The following is a 16,114-nucleotide window of genomic DNA, read 5'->3' on the forward strand; positions in this document are numbered from 1 at the left end:
CGCTCTACCGCTTGAGAATGCGCTATGCCTCAAATCAGCTCACCGCAGTTCGCCGGAGGTGTCCATGTGTCTTGCTCTGGAGTCATAGCAATAGTTTGCTGAAGTCGATTCTCAAAGTCCACTCGCGAGATGTTCCTTGCCCCAAGACTGTTCAGGTGTTCGCTCTCTATCTGGCAGTCGATAAACACAGCGCCACGCCTTTTTAGCAGCCAGACCAAAGTAACCAGTGCGACCTTGGATGCGTTGTCGGTCAGCGAAAACATGCTCTCTCCAAAAAACACGCCGCCTATGCATACCCCGTAGAGTCCGCCCACCAGAGCGTCGTCTTGCCATGCCTCTATGGAATGTGCCAAGCCTTGCGCATTCAACGCGCTATAGGCATCTATCATGGCTGGATCGATCCAGGTTCCCAGCTGAGCATCTCTGGGAGCCGCACAAGCCTGCATTACGTCTCTAAAGCCGTGATCGACTCTGAGCGTGAATTTCCCCCTACGCAGGGTTTTGCGCAGGGAGCGGGAGATGTGCAACTCGTCCACAAACAGGACAGAGCGGGGATCGGGCGCCCACCAAAGGAGAGGCTGGGGAGCCTCATACCATGGAAAAATCCCTCGCCGATAAGCAGCGAGGAGCGTATGAGAATCCAGGCTTCCGCCGGCGGCCAGCAGGCCGTTGGGGTAGCTCAGGGCTTCGCTGCTGGGCGGAAAGGCCTCACCGGGTTCTAGATAGTTAAGAAGGGGCATTGCCCACTCAGGCTGTAGAAGAGGCCACTTCGTCGAGATACTTTTCAGCATCCAGCGCCGCCATGCAACCGAATCCGGCAGAAGTGACCGCTTGACGGTAAATGTGGTCGCCCACATCGCCCGCTGCAAACACGCCGGGCGCGCTGGTGGCCGTGGCGTTGCCTTCGATACCGCTGTGAACTTTGATGTAGCCACCGTTCATGTCCAGCTGGCCTTCGAAGATATCGGTATTCGGTTTATGGCCAATGGCAATAAATACTCCGGCAAGCTCGACGTCTTCGCTGGTGCTACCGTCGGTGGGAGCAATACGCATGCCGGTCACGCCACTATCGTCGCCCAGTACCTCTTCGAGAGTGTGATTCCAGCGAAACTCAACTTTGCCTTCTGCTTCTCGGGCAAACAGACGGTCCTGAAGGACTTTTTCTGCGCGCAGGCTATCTCGGCGATGCACAAGAATGACCTTGTCTGCCAGATTGGACAGGTACAGTGCTTCTTCTACGGCGGTATTCCCGCCGCCAACGACGGCTACGCGCTTGTTACGATAAAAGAAACCGTCGCAGGTGGCGCAGGCGCTAACGCCTTTGCCCAAAAATTTCTCTTCGCTGGGTAGACCCAGATACTGCGCCGAAGCGCCTGTGGCGATGATCAGCGCGTCACAGCTGTACTGGCCAGAACCTTTGAGGCGAATGGGGCGCGCGGCAAGGTCGACGGAGTCGATATGATCAAAGACAACAGAGGTGCCAAAGCGCTCTACATGGCTCAACATGTCCTGCATGAGACCGGGTCCCTGGAGATCATGGGCGCCGCCGGGCCAGTTTTCGACCTCGGTGGTTGTCGTTAACTGGCCACCTTGCTGCATGCCGGTAATAACGACCGGTTCCAGATTTGCGCGCGCAGCATAGACCGCAGCGGTGTAACCTGCAGGCCCGGAACCCAGTATGATCAGTTTATGGTGTTGAACGTCAGACATTATGTTGTGGTCTCAAATAAAAGGCGCCCATGGTAATTGATGCCCGCGCTGCGATCAAAGATCAAATTAATATCAGGAAATTACTTTAAGCTATTGAATAAATTAGAAAACATCGTGAAACTAGCCCCTCGTGACAGAGGTTATTAAGATGGCCCGGCAACAGACAGAGGCTCAGGATTCCGCGTCCCCGCGTTTGCGCGAGGGACTGCTTATCGCGGTGGCGGCGATTTGCGCCTATCTGTTGGTGAGTCTGGTGAGCTACTCTCAGGCAGATCCGGGTTGGTCTGGTACGGGTTCTGGAGGGCAGGTGAGCAACCTTGGTGGCCCTACCGGCGCCTGGTTAGCTGATGTGTGTTTCTCGTTAGTGGGTTACCTGGCTTACCTGTTTCCCTTGATGCTGGCCTACCGCGCCGCATTGCTGTTTGCCGAGCGTCAACGGCCTCGGGCTTTTTCTGGAACGGTGCTAAGCGTTCGTGCCTTGGGCCTGGTGCTTGTGATGGCCTCCGGTACGGGCCTGGCAGCGCTGAATGTCGGAGCGGTGGGACCGCTTCCTCAGGGCGCTGGGGGAATCATCGGTTTAGCCCTGGGTTCTGCGATGGATACCGCCTTTAATGCGTTTGGGGCGCGCCTGATTCTAGTGGCCGTGTTTCTGTTTGGTATGACCATTTTCACCGACCTGAGCTGGCTGCGTTTGATGGACCGTTTGGGCGCCATCGCTATTACCGGCCTGGGTGATGCCCGGGGCCGCCTGGTGCTTTTCAGAGACGAAATACGTGACCGCAAGGCCAGAGAAAAGCAGCTCGCTGCCCGGCGCCAGGTCATTGACCAGCATGTCGAGAAAGAGAAGAAGCGTACACCCCCCAAGATTAAGCCGCTCAAACCCCCTCCGGAGAAGTCTGAGCGCGTGGAACGCGAAAAGCAGGTCCCGCTCTTTGACGCGCCGATAACCGGCGAAGTGCCTCCGCTGGAACTGCTTGACCCCGCTGAAGCAGACTCCGGCGAAGGCTATTCCCCGGAGGCTCTGGCACAACTGTCGAAGCTGCTGGAACTCAAACTTGCGGATTTTGGCATCACCGCTGAAGTGACCGCAGTGTATCCCGGGCCTGTGATTACACGTTTTGAAATCCAGCCTGCCGCGGGCGTAAAAGTGTCGCGGATATCTAATTTAGCCAAGGACCTCGCGCGATCCCTTGCCGTGATTTCGGTGCGCGTTGTTGAAGTGATCCCGGGTAAGAGCGTGGTGGGTATTGAGATACCTAATGAGCATCGGGAAATTGTCAATTTCCGAGAAGTACTGTCTTCCAAGACCTTTGACCAATCAAAGTCTGCATTAACACTGGCATTGGGTCACGATATTTCCGGTCAACCTGTGGTTGCAGACCTGGCCCGAATGCCGCACTTGTTGGTAGCGGGTACTACAGGCTCAGGTAAGTCTGTGGGCGTAAACGCGATGTTGATTAGCCTGCTGTATAAATCGACACCTGCGGATGTACGTCTCATTCTCGTCGATCCCAAGATGCTTGAGCTGTCTGTGTACGACGGCATTCCGCATTTGCTGACGCCGGTAATTACCGACATGAAGGATGCCTCTAATGGCCTCCGTTGGTGCGTAGCAGAAATGGAGCGGCGCTATAAATTAATGGCCTCTCTGGGGGTGCGTAATTTGGCGGGCTATAACCGGAAAATTCAAGACGCGGCGAAGGCGGGCGCGCCGCTTGTAGACCCTCTTTGGGTGCCAGATCAGCTGTCGATGACACCAGTAGAAGAGCAGAGCGCTCCGGAGCTTGACGTGCTGCCAGCCATCGTCGTGGTTATTGACGAGTTTGCCGACATGATGATGATTGTGGGCAAGAAGGTTGAGCAGCTCATTGCACGTATTGCGCAAAAGGCTCGCGCAGCGGGTATTCACTTGATTCTGGCGACGCAGCGGCCATCAGTAGATGTGATCACCGGTTTGATCAAAGCCAATATTCCCACCCGTATTGCCTTTCAGGTGAGCTCTAAGGTCGACTCGCGAACCATCCTGGATCAAGGCGGAGCAGAGCAGTTACTGGGTCACGGAGACATGTTGTATATGCCACCGGGCAGCAGCCTTAGTACGCGGGTTCACGGCGCCTTTGTCTCTGACGATGAGGTGCATCGCGTGGTCGCGGACTGGAAGCGTCGTGGCGAACCGGCTTACATCGAAGGACTGCTTGACGAGGGGAGTAGCACGGCTGTGACCCCGGGGGAACTTCAGTCTGAAGCTTCTGAAGGCGATGAAGATGCGGATGCGCTTTACGACGAAGCAGTACATTTTGTTACTAAAAGCCGTCGCGCATCGATCTCCAGCGTGCAGCGTAAGCTACGTATTGGATATAACCGGGCAGCACGTTTGATCGAGTCCATGGAGGCTGCCGGTGTGGTCACCGAAATGGGCACTAACGGCCAGCGCGAAGTGATCGCGCCACCCCCCATAGAGGATTAACAGAGCGTGTTAAAAACTGGGTTCACTGCTGCTTGGGTCATGGTTCTGTTGTGGGGCACTGCAGCGCTGGCGCAAAACGAAACAGAAGAGGTGTGGATCTTGCTTGCAGCGCAGTCCCAGGCGAGCGGGGGATTTGTGCAGGAGTTGTTTGACGAGAGCGAAGAGCTTCTGGAGCGCTCCAGTGGTCGCTATGCGGTACTGCGTCCGGGTTTTTTCCGCTGGGAAATTGAAGATCCGGATCAACAAATGATAGTCGTGTCCGGCACGCAGCTCTGGCACTACGATATTGACCTGGCAGCGGCTACGCGGCGCGACACCTCGCAAAGCAATGAGTTTACGCCACTGGAACTGTTGGCAGGCGATAGCGACGAGCTGCGTGGTCGTTTTGAGGCTCAGCGGCTGGGGCCGGCGCGGGTGCGACTGATTCCTACTTTTCCGCAGGCAGGCTTTGCATCGGTGGATATCGCCTGGGAGGGTGACGCTGTGATCGCCATGGATGTTCAGGACCGCAGTGGACAAATGATCAAGTTGGATTTATCGCCGGATCCGAATCCTGCCCAACTTACCGCAAAAGACTTTGAGTTCGTGGCGCCCGCGGGCGTGGACGTCTATGAGCCTAGCGACTATTAGAACGCCTCTGTGAACGACGACCTTTTTGCCAGCCCGGCCGGTGCACAGCCTCTGGCTTCAGCACTTAGGCCCGCAAGGGCCAGCGATGTTATTGGTCAGACGCACCTTCTGGCAGACGGTAAGCCCCTGTCGCGCTGTCTTCAGGGGGAGCCTCTGCACTCCATGATTCTCTGGGGTCCTCCCGGCGTGGGTAAAACGACACTGGCCCAGCTGCTGTGTGATGCCAGTGACAGTCGTATGCTCAAGCTCTCAGCAGTGATGGATGGCGTGAAGGCCATACGAGAAGCGGTTGCCATGGGCGAGGCAGAACGCGCCAGCGGCCGACAGTGTGTCTTGTTTGTTGATGAAGTACATCGGTTTAATAAGTCGCAGCAGGATGCGTTTTTACCCTTTGTTGAGAATGGCACCCTGACCCTCATCGGGGCCACCACCGAAAATCCCGCTTTTGAATTGAACTCCGCGCTTTTGTCCCGGGCCCGCGTCTATCGCTTAAAGTCTCTGAGCGTGGATGAGCTGGTGATGATTTTGCGCCGCGGCGAGATAGAGGTTGGATTGACCTTGAGCGAGCCCCAGCGTGAGAGACTGGCGCTGGCCGCCGACGGCGATGCCCGGCGGGTACTGAATCTTCTTGAGCTTGCTGCGAGTCTCAAGGCTGACAGCGGGCGTTTGGATGACGCCGGATTCGAAGAGGTCTTGCAAGGTTCACCGCGACGCTTTGACAAGAATGGCGACAATTTCTATGACCAGATATCTGCCTTGCACAAAGCTGTGCGGGGAAGCTCTCCGGACGCCGCGCTGTATTGGTATTGCCGGATGCTCGATGGCGGCTGTGATCCACTCTATTTGGCGCGCCGTGTGATTCGTATGGCGAGCGAGGACATTGGTAACGCAGACCCCAGAGCCTTGAGCTTATCTTTGGATGCCTGGCAGACCTTAGAGCGCCTGGGGAGTCCTGAGGGGGAGCTGGCGCTCGCCCAGGCTATTACCTATATAGCCTCGGTACCCAAGAGTAATGCGGTGTACGTTGCGTTTAAGGCCGCTCAGCGTGCGGTTGCCGAAGGCGGTTCAGATGAAGTACCTGTTCACCTGCGTAACGCGCCCACTGCTTTGGCAAAGTCTGAGGGGCATGGGGCTGAATATCGCTACGCCCACGATGAGCCTGATGCCTTCGCTGCGGGAGAGAGCTATTTTCCAGAATCTCTGGATGGATCGCACTTCTATGAGCCTACTGATCGCGGTCTGGAGGGGCGCATTCGGGCGAGGTTGGATGACCTGAGGGAGCGAGACCGACGCTCAGAGCGGCGACGCTACCGCTAATGTACCGGCGCTGCTGCGGCCAGCGCTTAACGCAAACCCCTAAAGGCTTTACAATCCGCGCTTTTTAGCGAGCTACGATAATGCAGCATTTGGTTTTTATCGCAGTCGGTGGCGCCTGCGGGGCCTTGGCTCGCTACGGGCTGTCTTCGCACGCCCACAACTTATGGGGCAGTGCCTGGCCACTGGGCACCTTGGTGATCAATGCCAGCGGCTCATTGCTAATAGGAATTGTCTTCGTGATGCTTGAACGCGCTGCTTTGCACCCGGATTGGCGTAGCGTGTTAATGGTGGGGTTTCTTGGTGCATTTACTACCTTCTCTACCTTCTCGCTGGAGACGGTAGAGTTGTGGTTGCAGGGCCAGCCAGGTATGGCGGCCGTTTATGCATTAGCCAGCGTATTTTGCTGTGTCGCGGCGGCAGCTCTTGGGATTTATTTCACTCGAAGCCTCCTTGGTTGAGCTTCAAACAATAGGAATTAGGCAGGACAATGCTCGATATTAAAGAAGTCAGGAAACAGCCCGAAGCCGTCGTTGAAGCGCTTGGCAAGCGTGGCTTTGTTTTTGATGTCGCTGTCTTTGAAGCACTTGATGCGCGACGTAAAAGCGCAGACGTGACCAGCCAGCAACTACAGGCTGAACGCAAAAGCGCTAGCAAGAAAATTGGCCAGTTGGTGGGCGGGGGCATGAGTGTTGACGAGGCCAAGGCCTCGGTGGACGAAACACTCAAAGAAATTGCCGCGCGTCTGGATCAAGCCGAAGAAGAAGCCCGGCTGGTGCAGGCCGAATTAGACACGCTCATGGAGGGTGTTCCCAACATGCCTGTCGCCGAAGTGCCCGCCGGAGCCAGCGAAGATGACAACGTTGCCGTGGCGCATTGGGGCGAGGTTCCCAGCTTCGACTTTGAGGTCAGTGACCATGTGGATCTTGGCGAGAGATTGGGTGGTCTCGATAGTGAACTGGGAGGCAAGATTACCGGCTCCAGATTCACGGTTATCAGCGGTCCTCTGGCGCATCTTCATCGAGCGCTCATACAGTTCATGCTCGATCTTCATACCCGCGAGCATGGCTGCACAGAACTGAATGTACCCTACATCGTCAACAGCGATTCCTTGCGCGGAACCGGCAACCTTCCCAAGTTTGCCGAGGATCTTTTTCGGCTGGAGGGAGATCACGGCTACTATCTGATTCCCACCGCAGAGGTGCCCGTTACCAACATCGCCCGGGATCGAATTTTTGACGATGCCGAGTTAGGGGAAGAGGGCGTACGTTTTGCGTGTCATAGCCCCTGTTTCCGCAGTGAGGCCGGCAGTTATGGCCGCGACACCCGAGGGATGATTCGGCAGCATCAATTTGAGAAAGTCGAATTGGTCTACCTGGTAAGACCCGATCAATCCAACGCCGCCCTTGAGCAACTCACCTCGCAAGCCGAAGAAGTACTGCGTCGATTAGAACTTCCCTACCGCAAGATGCTTTTGTGTGGCGGTGATATGGGCTTTTCGGCGCGCAAAACCTACGACCTTGAGGTCTGGCTACCGGGGCAGGGCAAGTACCGAGAAATATCTTCCTGCAGCAGCTTTGGCGATTACCAGGCGCGACGTATGCAGGCGCGCTGGCGCAATCCAGCGACCGGCAAGCCGGAATTACTTCACACCCTTAACGGTTCTGCGCTCGCTGTGGGCCGCACGATGGTTGCGGTCATGGAGAACTATCAGCAGGCCGATGGCAGTATCGCTATCCCCTGGGCGCTGCAGGCTTACATGGGCGGGCAAACTGAGATTCCCTGCGCCTAGGGCGCGACCCCATGGATTTTTTGCCTATCAATCTGCGCTTGCGTGATCAGCCCGTGGTGTTGATTGGCGCCGGCGTTGTGGCGGCACGAAAAGCGAGGTTCCTCTTGGGCGCCGGTGCGCAGCTAACAGTCGTTGCACCGGAGCAGGACTCCCAGTTCCGCGCTCTGGCCGAGACCCATGAACTAGTCTGGCATGCTCGCGAATATGCGCCGGGCGATCTGGGTGGTGCCATTATGGTGATCGCAGCCACACCGGATCGAGAGGTTAACGCAGCGGTGTACGCAGAAGCAAAGTCGCGGGGCATTCCCGTCAACGTCGTGGACTCTCCCAATCTTTGCAGTTTTATTTTTCCCGCTATTGTGGACCGCTCGCCGCTTACCGTGGCTATCAGTAGCAGTGGCGCAAGCCCGGTCCTTGCCCGTTCAGTGCGCAGTCGAATAGAGGCCATGTTGCCCGCGGCCACAGCGGATATCGCCCGATTTGCCAGGCTGCACCGCGATAGAATTCGCGCAGCGGGTGATACTGAGGACGAGCGGCGGCATATTTGGGAACAGGTGATTGATGGTCCCGTCGCGCAACTCATTCTGAGCAATCGATGGCAGGCGGCAGAACAGGCACTGGCAGAACTCCTGGAGAGCCACAGGACATCGCCCGTCGGAGAGGTCTATCTTATTGGCGCGGGGCCGGGTGATCCGGAATTAATGACCTTTAAGGCTCTGCGGCTCTTGCAGCGTGCCGATATTGTTTTGCACGACCGTCTGGTGAACCCGGATATCGTCGCCATGGCACGGCGGGATGCCGATAAGCTGTATGTCGGCAAGCAGCGGTCGGACCACAGCGTTCCTCAAGATCGTATCAATGAACTGTTGGTGGAATTGGCCCAGCAGGGGAACCGGGTGGCGCGGCTAAAAGGCGGTGATCCTTTTGTGTTTGGTCGCGGTGGCGAAGAAATCGAACTGCTGGCTCAGGAAAAAATTCCATTTCAGGTGGTGCCGGGAATCACCGCCGGTAATGCCGCAGCCTGTTACGCTGGCATCCCTTTGACGCACCGCGACTATGCGCAGTCCGTTCGCTTTGTCACCGGGCATACCAAGGACGGAAAACTACAGCATCGCTGGGAAGAGTTTCTCAGCGAGACCGAAACATTGGTGTTTTATATGGGGCTCGTAGGCCTGCCTATCATCTGCAGGGAACTCATTGCGCATGGACGGCCCGGAGATACTGCGGTTGCTCTGATAGAGCGCGCCACCTTGCCTAGTCAGCGTCTCCTGACAGGAACACTCGGGACTATCGAGTCTCTGGTAGAAAGCGCCAGCCCCCAGGCACCCACCTTGATTATTGTCGGGAAGGTCGTAGATCTTGCAGACCGATTACGCTGGTACGGCAGTGGCTGAAGCAGACGCTCTTACAGATCCAGGCTTCAAGGCGAGCCTATGGCGCTGGCGATGGATTTTGGGCTATCTGTTCATTGCCTGGGGCCTGGCGGCGCAGATCCCAAGCTATCTTCCGATGGCGCCGGCGGAATCTTTAGGGGGACAGCCAATTGCCTGGGCGCTATCGCCAGGCATCAGCGCCAATCTCGACGGCGATAAACTGTTCTGGGAGGCCCAGCGGCCCGGCGAGCACTGGGCATCGAGAGCCCTGGCCGTGCCAGATGCCGCGGAGTTTGTTCGCGTAAGCTTTTGTCTCGCCGGTGATGCACCGCCAGACACTGCAGCGGTTCTCTTGGCCTCCGTGCGCGAGGGCCGGCTGGACTTTAATCGGCAGTACCGCGTTAACAGTTTTTACAGTGGTTTGGCGGGTGAGTGCTTTGATGAGCCGATTCCCCGGCGCACCGGAGACGGTCCGGCCGTTCTGCAGATTCAGTTACTCAGTGCGCCTGCGGCTTTGTCCCTGAGTGCTTTGGAGGTCGGCGCACTGAGGGAGAATCCCGTCTGGCGCCTAAGCCGTATGGCCATGTTAGTGCTGGGAGTGGTGCTTCTTGCGCTGCTGTTTAAGGATTATCGTCACGCTCGTCCGAGACTGCTTGCGGGGGCTGGCTTGATTACCGTGCTGGGGATTCTCTTTGGTTGCTGTGTAAGTGTCAGTTTGAAGGCTGATATTTATGCGCTGCTGACCGGAGGGCGAAGTATCGATGCCAAGGTCAGTATGCAGGCGCTTTTGCAAACGCAGTTTCCCCTGGGCGGGTTCTCTATATTTACGTTTTTACACGCAGTGCTCTTTTGCGGCGCTACATTCTTCCTGGGCTTGGCGCGGCGCCATGCCTGGTGGGATATGGTAATGCTGGCGCCCATGACAGAAACCATGCAGCTCTTTGTGCCGGGGCGGGGCCCCGGTACGCGAGATATGCTGGTGGACTGGTGCGGTGTGGCTCTGGCGCTGCTGCTAGTTGTCCTGCTTCGCCGCAGTCAGCGCGTACGCACGTTCCTGAAGTACTAGGGCATCGACCAGAATATTGCCGGCTTCGGACAGAAGAACGTCCTCACTGGCAATTTCTTCGGCAGATACAATCACTTTCTCGGGCGTGGAATCCTCAGCCTCCGGCGTTTCTTCGTCGGCGCTATCATCGCTCGAGGCAACGGCACTTGAGCCGTTGGTGTTTTCTGCCTCAGTGTCCGCATCAACGTCTGCGTCTGCAACAGCGTCATCAGCCGCTTCATCGTCGGACTCATCCAGTTCATCCAGTGATGCCAATGGCTCTTCGCCGCGAGCCGCTCGGCGTCGATTCTCGATGGTCAGAGCGCGCTCCTCACGTTGCTTGCGCTCCTCTCGGCGCACTGTTTCATTCAAGGACACACTGGTGATGGCACGATTTTCTTCGGCCACCGCGAGTTGGTCCTGAAGGTATAGAAACTCGGGATTGCTGCTGCTGCGTGTTTCAAAAATCTCTGTGAGCTGCGGCACTAGTGAGTCGACATTACTGTAACGACGATGGCGAACGGGATTGATTTGATCCCAGTCCAAGGCATTATCGAGGGCTGACTCTCCGATCTCTTCGGGGTCGTAAAGTGAAGGGAAGCTGATGTCCGGCACTACGCCGCGATGTTGCGTGCTGTCGCCAGAAATTCGATAGAACTTGCTCTCGGTGATTTTTAACTGCCCCTCGGTGAGTGGCACCATGGTCTGCACTGTGCCCTTACCATAGGAGCGATCCCCAACAATCAGTCCGCGATCATAATCCTGTATGGCGCCGGCGAAGATTTCTGAGGCCGATGCGCTGAGGCGGTTGATCAATACCACCAGCGGGCCGTCATAGTAGGTGCTGCGCAGACGCTTGCCGTCTCTCCATACACGTCTGGAAGAGTGCCGGATCTGAACAGTGGGTCCGTATTCGATAAACAGGCCTGTCAGATCGTTTGCTTCCTGCAAGGAGCCGCCCCCGTTCCGTCGAAGGTCCACGATCATGCCTTCTACGTTTTCTTCTTCTAGTTCCGCTATGAGCTTCTTTACGTCTCGTGTGGTGCTTTTATAGTTTTCGTCGCCCCGGCGCATAGCTTCAAAATCTATGTAAAAGGTTGGAATATCGATGACACCGACGCGGATGGTCTCGCCGTTGCCTTTGGGGAGCTCAAGTATGCGCTTCTGGGCAGACTGTTCTTCAAGCTTCACTTTGTTACGCACGATTTTGATGGTCTTGCGCTCCGCATCGGTGCCGCCTTTGGCGGGGAGCACCTGGAGGCGGACCGTGGAACCTTTGGGTCCTCGTATGAGTTCAACGACTTCATCCAGGCGCCAGCCTATGACGTCTTCGAAGGGACCATCCTCGTCTTGTCCCACGGCAACGATACGGTCAGAGGGTTTGAGCTCGCCCTGTTTGTCCGCGGGGCCGGCGGGCACGATGCGGGCCACGCGTGTGTATTCGTCTTCCGGGGACAGGACTGCGCCGATACCCTCCAGAGAGAGGCGCATATTGATATTGAAGTTTTCGGAGCGTCGAGGCGAAAAGTAATTTGTATGGGGATCATACAACTCAGTCAGCGCGTTCGCGTAAATCTGGAAGGCATCCTGAGAATTGTACTGATTTACCCGGCTCAATTGGTTTGTGTAGCGTTTTACCAGTGTCTTGGCAATCTCTTCCTGGGGCTTGTCTGCAAGACGCAGGTTCAGTACCTGGTTTTTGATCTGCAGGCGCCAGCGCTCATCCAACTCCGCCTGATCCTGAGCCCAGGCAAGGGTATCGATATCCAGCTGGTAGCGCTCGTCGATAGTGAAATCCATTGCGTCAATCATCTGCGGCAGCGTTTCTACCAGGGCTTCCAGGCGAGTGCTCAGATGATCATGAAAACGATTAAAAATGGTGAATCCGGCATCGAGGCGTCCATTGGACAGCTCGTCGTCCATCTGGGTGCGAAAACGTTCAAAGCTGGCGATATCGGCCGCGGTAAAGAACATCTTGCTGCCATCCAGATTGTCTAGATAGTTATCCAGGTGTGCTGACGATAGCTCATCGTTGTACTTCAGCTTGGCGTAGTGACGTTGCTCGAGCTGCTCTACCAGTTCGGTGGCGGTTTCCTGCTGGGCTTTGCTGTACTCAATGAGTGCAGAGCTCGAAGGGGATAGTCCGAGACCCGTTGTCAGGGTAAGAACTGCCGCAGTATTCAGGATTGCTTTGCGCACGATAGCTTGCCTTATTGTTACCTGATTCGTTGGTGCTTCGAGTGTAGCGTGATGCTTTGTGAGGTCAAAGCGCTTGATCAGCACGATTTAAGACAACTTCGACGCTGTTTTGCTCGTCACTTCAATGCAAAGGTCGCGTGAATACTCACCGCATAGCTTAAATATCCCGCGGAATAGCTCTCGCCAGAAGACGCAGCTGCGGAGTCCGCAGCCATCATGGCGCGTTCTACGAGCATGGGGCGGGGGGTGGATTCACGCTGAGTGCTGGCGGACATCACCGGGCCCAACTCCTCGCCCAGGGAGCTTGCGATAACACTGGCCCTTTCTCTGGCATTTTCCGCTGCTGCCGCCAGAACTCCGCGGTAGACGCTCTCTTCATCCTGCAGTCCCAGATGTGGGGCTTGCATACGATTGATCCCGGTGTCGCTCAGGCTGGTGACGAGTTCGCCAAGGCTATCTAGCTCCAGCAGGCGCACTGAAATGTTCCTTGATACCCGGTATCCCGTGAGCTGTTGGGTACGCTCGTCCTTCAACCAGCGATACTGGGGTGCTATGGACAGTCCGGTGGTATCGATATCCGCATCCGCCAGGCCAGCCTCTCGCAAAACTTTCAGGGCTTTTGCAGTGATGGCGTCGGCTTCGCGCCGCGCGACTGCTGCGTTCTGATCCTCGGTAACAACATCCAACTGCAGCATGGCCATATCCGGAGCTACACGAATTTCTGACTTACCCATCACTTCAATGCGGCGCTGGTAGTCATCCGCAAAGCCGGTCAGTGGTGTCGCAAGCGCCAGAAACAACACAGCGGTAAAGGCAGTGATAAAAAAAGATCGAGCTGTTTGCATAAGAGGATTTTCCTGTATTCGGTTCTTTCATGAGACCCCATGGAGGGATAGGGGTTCCATGGTCTGTCTGGCATTTTATCTATAGCGGTAGTGGGGCTGGTAGCGCTCAGGCACTACCCACATAATGCACAATTGGGCCGGGGAGGATAAATGTGACAACGCTTTTGATGCGACACGCTGACGTCTTGGTGTGCATGGATGACGCACAGCGAGAAATTGCTGACGGAGGCCTGTTTGCACGAGACGGTGTCATTGAGGCCGTGGGCCCTAGTGATTCGCTACCGGACACCGCGGACCGGGTTATTGACCTCAAGGGACACGTACTGATGCCCGGCATGGTCAATACGCACCATCATCTCTATCAGAACCTGACTCGTTTGATGCCGCACGCCCAAAATGCGCCCTTGTTTGGCTGGTTGCAGGCCTTGTACCCGGTATGGGAGCGCCTGACACCGGAGGCATTTAGGGTGTCGGCAATTATCGGGCTTTCGGAGTTACTGCTCTCTGGATGTACCACCAGCTCTGATCATCAATACATATTTCCTAATGGCAGTCGATTAGACGACAGCATAGCGGCGGCGGGGGAGACCGGTATCCGCTTTCACGCCCTGCGCGGCAGCATGAGCCTTGGCCAATCGGCTGGTGGTCTTCCACCGGACAGCCTGGTGGAGAGCGAAGACCGTATCCTTGCTGACAGCGAGCGATTGATCAATGCTCATCATGATGCCTGCGCCAGCTCACGGGTTCAGGTGGCCTTAGCGCCGTGTTCGCCATTCTCTGTGAGTCGTGAACTGATGCGTGAGTCGGCGGATATGGCACGTACCCATGGCGTTCGTCTGCACACGCATCTAGCCGAAAATGTTGAAGACGTCGCCTATAGTCGGGAGCGGTTTAACATGACGCCCGGGGAATATGCCGAAGACCTTGGTTGGCTGGGTCACGATGTCTGGCATGCGCATTGTGTCCAGCTTGATGACCAAGACATACAGCGTTTCGCCAGTACCGGCACCAGCGTAGCCCACTGCCCCTGCTCTAATATGCGCTTGGCTTCGGGAATCGCCCCGGTAATGCCCATGCTTCGCGCCGGTGTCAATGTGGGTATTGGTGTAGATGGCTCCTCGTCTAACGATAGTGGTCATTTTCTTTCCGAAGCGCGGCAGGCGATGCTGCTACAACGCCTCAAAGAGGGCGCAGACGGCTGTGCAGTTCGTGACATGCTCAACGTCGCTACGCGAGGTGGCGCTCGCGCGTTGGGGCGTGAGGGCGAAATTGGTCAGCTGAGTATCGGATACCAGGCTGACTGCGCAGCTTTCGCCGTAAACGACCTCTGGCATGCCGGGGCTGTTCATGACCCCGTAGCGAGTCTGTTGCTGTGCTACAGCTCAGTGGCGGCCTACACGGTGGTCGGCGGCGATGTGCTTGTTGATCAAGGGGTGCTCGGTGGTATCGACCTGATGCCTCTACTGGAGGTGCATAGGGGGATGGCTGAGCGCCTGGCGAACGGCCAACGCGCCTCGTGAAAAGCTACCCTTCGGGCAATTAGGTAGCTGGGCTTCCCGCGCTAATCCACTGCGCCACGATGGCGCGCTCTTCATCCGTCATATTGGTTTTGTTCATGAACGGCATGTCATGGCTATCGATGCTTCGTGCCTTTATACGTGGCGCCCATTGCTGCATCTGCTCCACGCTATCGAGCATGACTCCCCCGGGAGGCGTGGTGAATACCTCGTCTGTAGGCATGGCAGCGTGACAGCTGCTACAGCGCTCTCCAATGATGCTCTGAGCCCGCATGGCCAGTTTGTCAGCGGCTAAAGCGCTGCCCGTGGTGACAGCAGGCTTCGGCGCTATCCACACCGCCAGTATGACCGTCGCAGCGATAGCAGCACCGAGTATTGCAGGGCGATGGATATGCACGTGCCTGAGTACAAAGTACTGCCTGGATACCGCAGTAATCACCACTATCGCCAAGAGAACTGCCCAGTTAAAGGCGTGCCCGTAAGTCATGGGGTAGTGGTTGCTGATCATGATAAACAGCAGCGGCAGAGTGAGATATGTGTTGTGTGTCGAGCGTAGTTTTGCCCGGGCTCCCCAGTCCGGGTTGGGTGTTTCTCCTGACTCCAGGGCGCCTACCAGTTTGCGTTGACCCGGCATGATGACCTGAAAGACATTGCCCACCATAATGGTGCCGATAATCGCACCAAAGTGAATATATGCCCCCCGACCACTGAAGAACTGGGACAGGCCCCAGGCAAGTGCGCCGCCCAGGGTGAGCAGCACTGCAGCAAGAAGCCAGCCGTTCTTTGCTAACGGGCTGATGCATAGCACGGTGTAGGCTATCCAGCTTCCCAGAAGAAAGCCCAGCCCCAGACCGATGGCCTGCAATTGATTCAGATCTGCAACGCGACGATCAATGAGATAGGACTCTGCACCCAGATAATAAATAACCGCTAACAGGACCATGCCCGTGAGCCAGGTGCTGTAGGCCTCCCATTTGAACCAATGAAGGTGCTCGGGCATTTTTTCGGGGGCGCCCTGGTACTTGGCAACTTCGTAGATGCCGCCGCCGTGCACCGCCCATAGATCACCCTTAATGCCTTTGTCTTTCTTCCACTGGGGCGGCTCTTCCAGACTGTTGTCCAGCCACATGAAGTAAAACGATGCGCCTATCCAGGCTATTCCGGTAATTACGTGCAGCCAGCGAACAATGAGGCTAATCCAGTCGACAATGTAGATTTCCAT

At 56.4% G+C, this 16,114-nt stretch carries 13 protein-coding genes; 8 read left to right on the top strand and 5 right to left on the bottom strand.

Annotation, left to right across the window (positions count from 1 at the left end; genetic code table 11):
- Positions 1 to 29: 29 nt before the first annotated feature.
- Positions 30 to 740 (bottom strand): leucyl/phenylalanyl-tRNA--protein transferase, encoded by a 711-nt coding sequence (gene aat / locus R0135_RS02655; protein ID WP_407348717.1) that lies wholly within the window; start codon positions 738 to 740, stop codon positions 30 to 32.
- Positions 741 to 747: 7 nt separating this feature from the next.
- Entirely contained in the window at positions 748 to 1,710 is a 963-nt protein-coding gene (gene trxB / locus R0135_RS02660) for a thioredoxin-disulfide reductase (RefSeq protein WP_407348718.1), read from the bottom strand.
- 148 nt (positions 1,711 to 1,858) lie between these two features.
- On the opposite strand from trxB, the gene R0135_RS02665 reads away from it, so the two are divergent.
- From R0135_RS02665 to R0135_RS02695, 7 genes are all read left to right on the top strand, one after another.
- The gene (locus R0135_RS02665; RefSeq protein ID WP_407349865.1) at positions 1,859 to 4,177 is read left to right on the top strand and encodes a DNA translocase FtsK; all 2,319 of its coding nucleotides are present in this window, start codon (positions 1,859 to 1,861) and stop codon (positions 4,175 to 4,177) included.
- 6 nt (positions 4,178 to 4,183) lie between these two features.
- Positions 4,184 to 4,807 carry a LolA family protein gene (locus R0135_RS02670; protein ID WP_407348719.1) on the top strand — a complete coding sequence of 208 codons (624 nt, stop codon included), beginning with the start codon at positions 4,184 to 4,186 and terminating at the stop codon, positions 4,805 to 4,807.
- A gap of 9 nt (positions 4,808 to 4,816) precedes the next feature.
- The gene (locus R0135_RS02675; RefSeq protein WP_407348720.1) at positions 4,817 to 6,124 is read left to right on the top strand and encodes a replication-associated recombination protein A; all 1,308 of its coding nucleotides are present in this window, start codon (positions 4,817 to 4,819) and stop codon (positions 6,122 to 6,124) included.
- 80 nt (positions 6,125 to 6,204) lie between these two features.
- A complete protein-coding gene (gene crcB / locus R0135_RS02680; protein ID WP_407348721.1) occupies positions 6,205 to 6,582 on the top strand; it encodes a fluoride efflux transporter CrcB in 378 nt (125 codons plus the stop codon).
- Positions 6,583 to 6,611: 29 nt separating this feature from the next.
- Positions 6,612 to 7,913: a serine--tRNA ligase gene (gene serS, locus R0135_RS02685; protein WP_407348722.1), complete on the top strand. Its 1,302-nt coding sequence runs from the start codon at positions 6,612 to 6,614 to the stop codon at positions 7,911 to 7,913.
- Positions 7,914 to 7,924: 11 nt separating this feature from the next.
- Positions 7,925 to 9,307: a siroheme synthase CysG gene (gene cysG, locus R0135_RS02690; protein ID WP_407348723.1), complete on the top strand. Its 1,383-nt coding sequence runs from the start codon at positions 7,925 to 7,927 to the stop codon at positions 9,305 to 9,307.
- Positions 9,273 to 10,352 (top strand): VanZ family protein, encoded by a 1,080-nt coding sequence (locus tag R0135_RS02695; protein WP_407348724.1) that lies wholly within the window; start codon positions 9,273 to 9,275, stop codon positions 10,350 to 10,352. The genes cysG and R0135_RS02695 overlap by 35 nt, the downstream gene beginning before the upstream one ends.
- Here R0135_RS02695 and R0135_RS02700 read toward each other — a convergent pair.
- The gene (locus R0135_RS02700) at positions 10,299 to 12,530 is read right to left on the bottom strand and encodes a carboxy terminal-processing peptidase (RefSeq protein WP_407348725.1); all 2,232 of its coding nucleotides are present in this window, start codon (positions 12,528 to 12,530) and stop codon (positions 10,299 to 10,301) included. The genes R0135_RS02695 and R0135_RS02700 overlap by 54 nt on opposite strands.
- 116 nt (positions 12,531 to 12,646) lie before the next feature.
- Positions 12,647 to 13,375 carry an SIMPL domain-containing protein gene (locus tag R0135_RS02705; protein WP_407348726.1) on the bottom strand — a complete coding sequence of 243 codons (729 nt, stop codon included), beginning with the start codon at positions 13,373 to 13,375 and terminating at the stop codon, positions 12,647 to 12,649.
- A 152-nt stretch (positions 13,376 to 13,527) separates the two neighbouring features.
- Between R0135_RS02705 and R0135_RS02710 the strand changes: the two genes are divergently transcribed.
- A complete protein-coding gene (locus tag R0135_RS02710) occupies positions 13,528 to 14,895 on the top strand; it encodes an 8-oxoguanine deaminase (protein ID WP_407348727.1) in 1,368 nt (455 codons plus the stop codon).
- Positions 14,896 to 14,914: 19 nt separating this feature from the next.
- Here the strand turns inward: R0135_RS02710 and R0135_RS02715 are convergent, their stop codons facing one another.
- A complete protein-coding gene (locus R0135_RS02715) occupies positions 14,915 to 16,114 on the bottom strand; it encodes a urate hydroxylase PuuD (protein ID WP_407348728.1) in 1,200 nt (399 codons plus the stop codon).

Origin of the sequence: Congregibacter variabilis (assembly GCF_045689235.1) — a bacterium.
GTDB lineage: Bacteria > Pseudomonadota > Gammaproteobacteria > Pseudomonadales > Halieaceae > Congregibacter > Congregibacter variabilis.

What these genes read in the sequence shown, in the direction of transcription:
- R0135_RS02665 (WP_407349865.1), top strand. Translation starts at nt 1,859, where the DNA reads ATGGCCCGGCAACAGACAGAGGCTCAGGATTCCGCGTCCCCGCGTTTG.
- R0135_RS02715 (WP_407348728.1), bottom strand. Translation starts at nt 16,114, where the DNA reads ATGGAAATCTACATTGTCGACTGGATTAGCCTCATTGTTCGCTGGCTG.
- trxB (WP_407348718.1), bottom strand. Translation starts at nt 1,710, where the DNA reads ATGTCTGACGTTCAACACCATAAACTGATCATACTGGGTTCCGGGCCT.
- aat (WP_407348717.1), bottom strand. Translation starts at nt 740, where the DNA reads ATGCCCCTTCTTAACTATCTAGAACCCGGTGAGGCCTTTCCGCCCAGC.
- cysG (WP_407348723.1), top strand. Translation starts at nt 7,925, where the DNA reads ATGGATTTTTTGCCTATCAATCTGCGCTTGCGTGATCAGCCCGTGGTG.
- R0135_RS02705 (WP_407348726.1), bottom strand. Translation starts at nt 13,375, where the DNA reads ATGCAAACAGCTCGATCTTTTTTTATCACTGCCTTTACCGCTGTGTTG.
- crcB (WP_407348721.1), top strand. Translation starts at nt 6,205, where the DNA reads ATGCAGCATTTGGTTTTTATCGCAGTCGGTGGCGCCTGCGGGGCCTTG.
- serS (WP_407348722.1), top strand. Translation starts at nt 6,612, where the DNA reads ATGCTCGATATTAAAGAAGTCAGGAAACAGCCCGAAGCCGTCGTTGAA.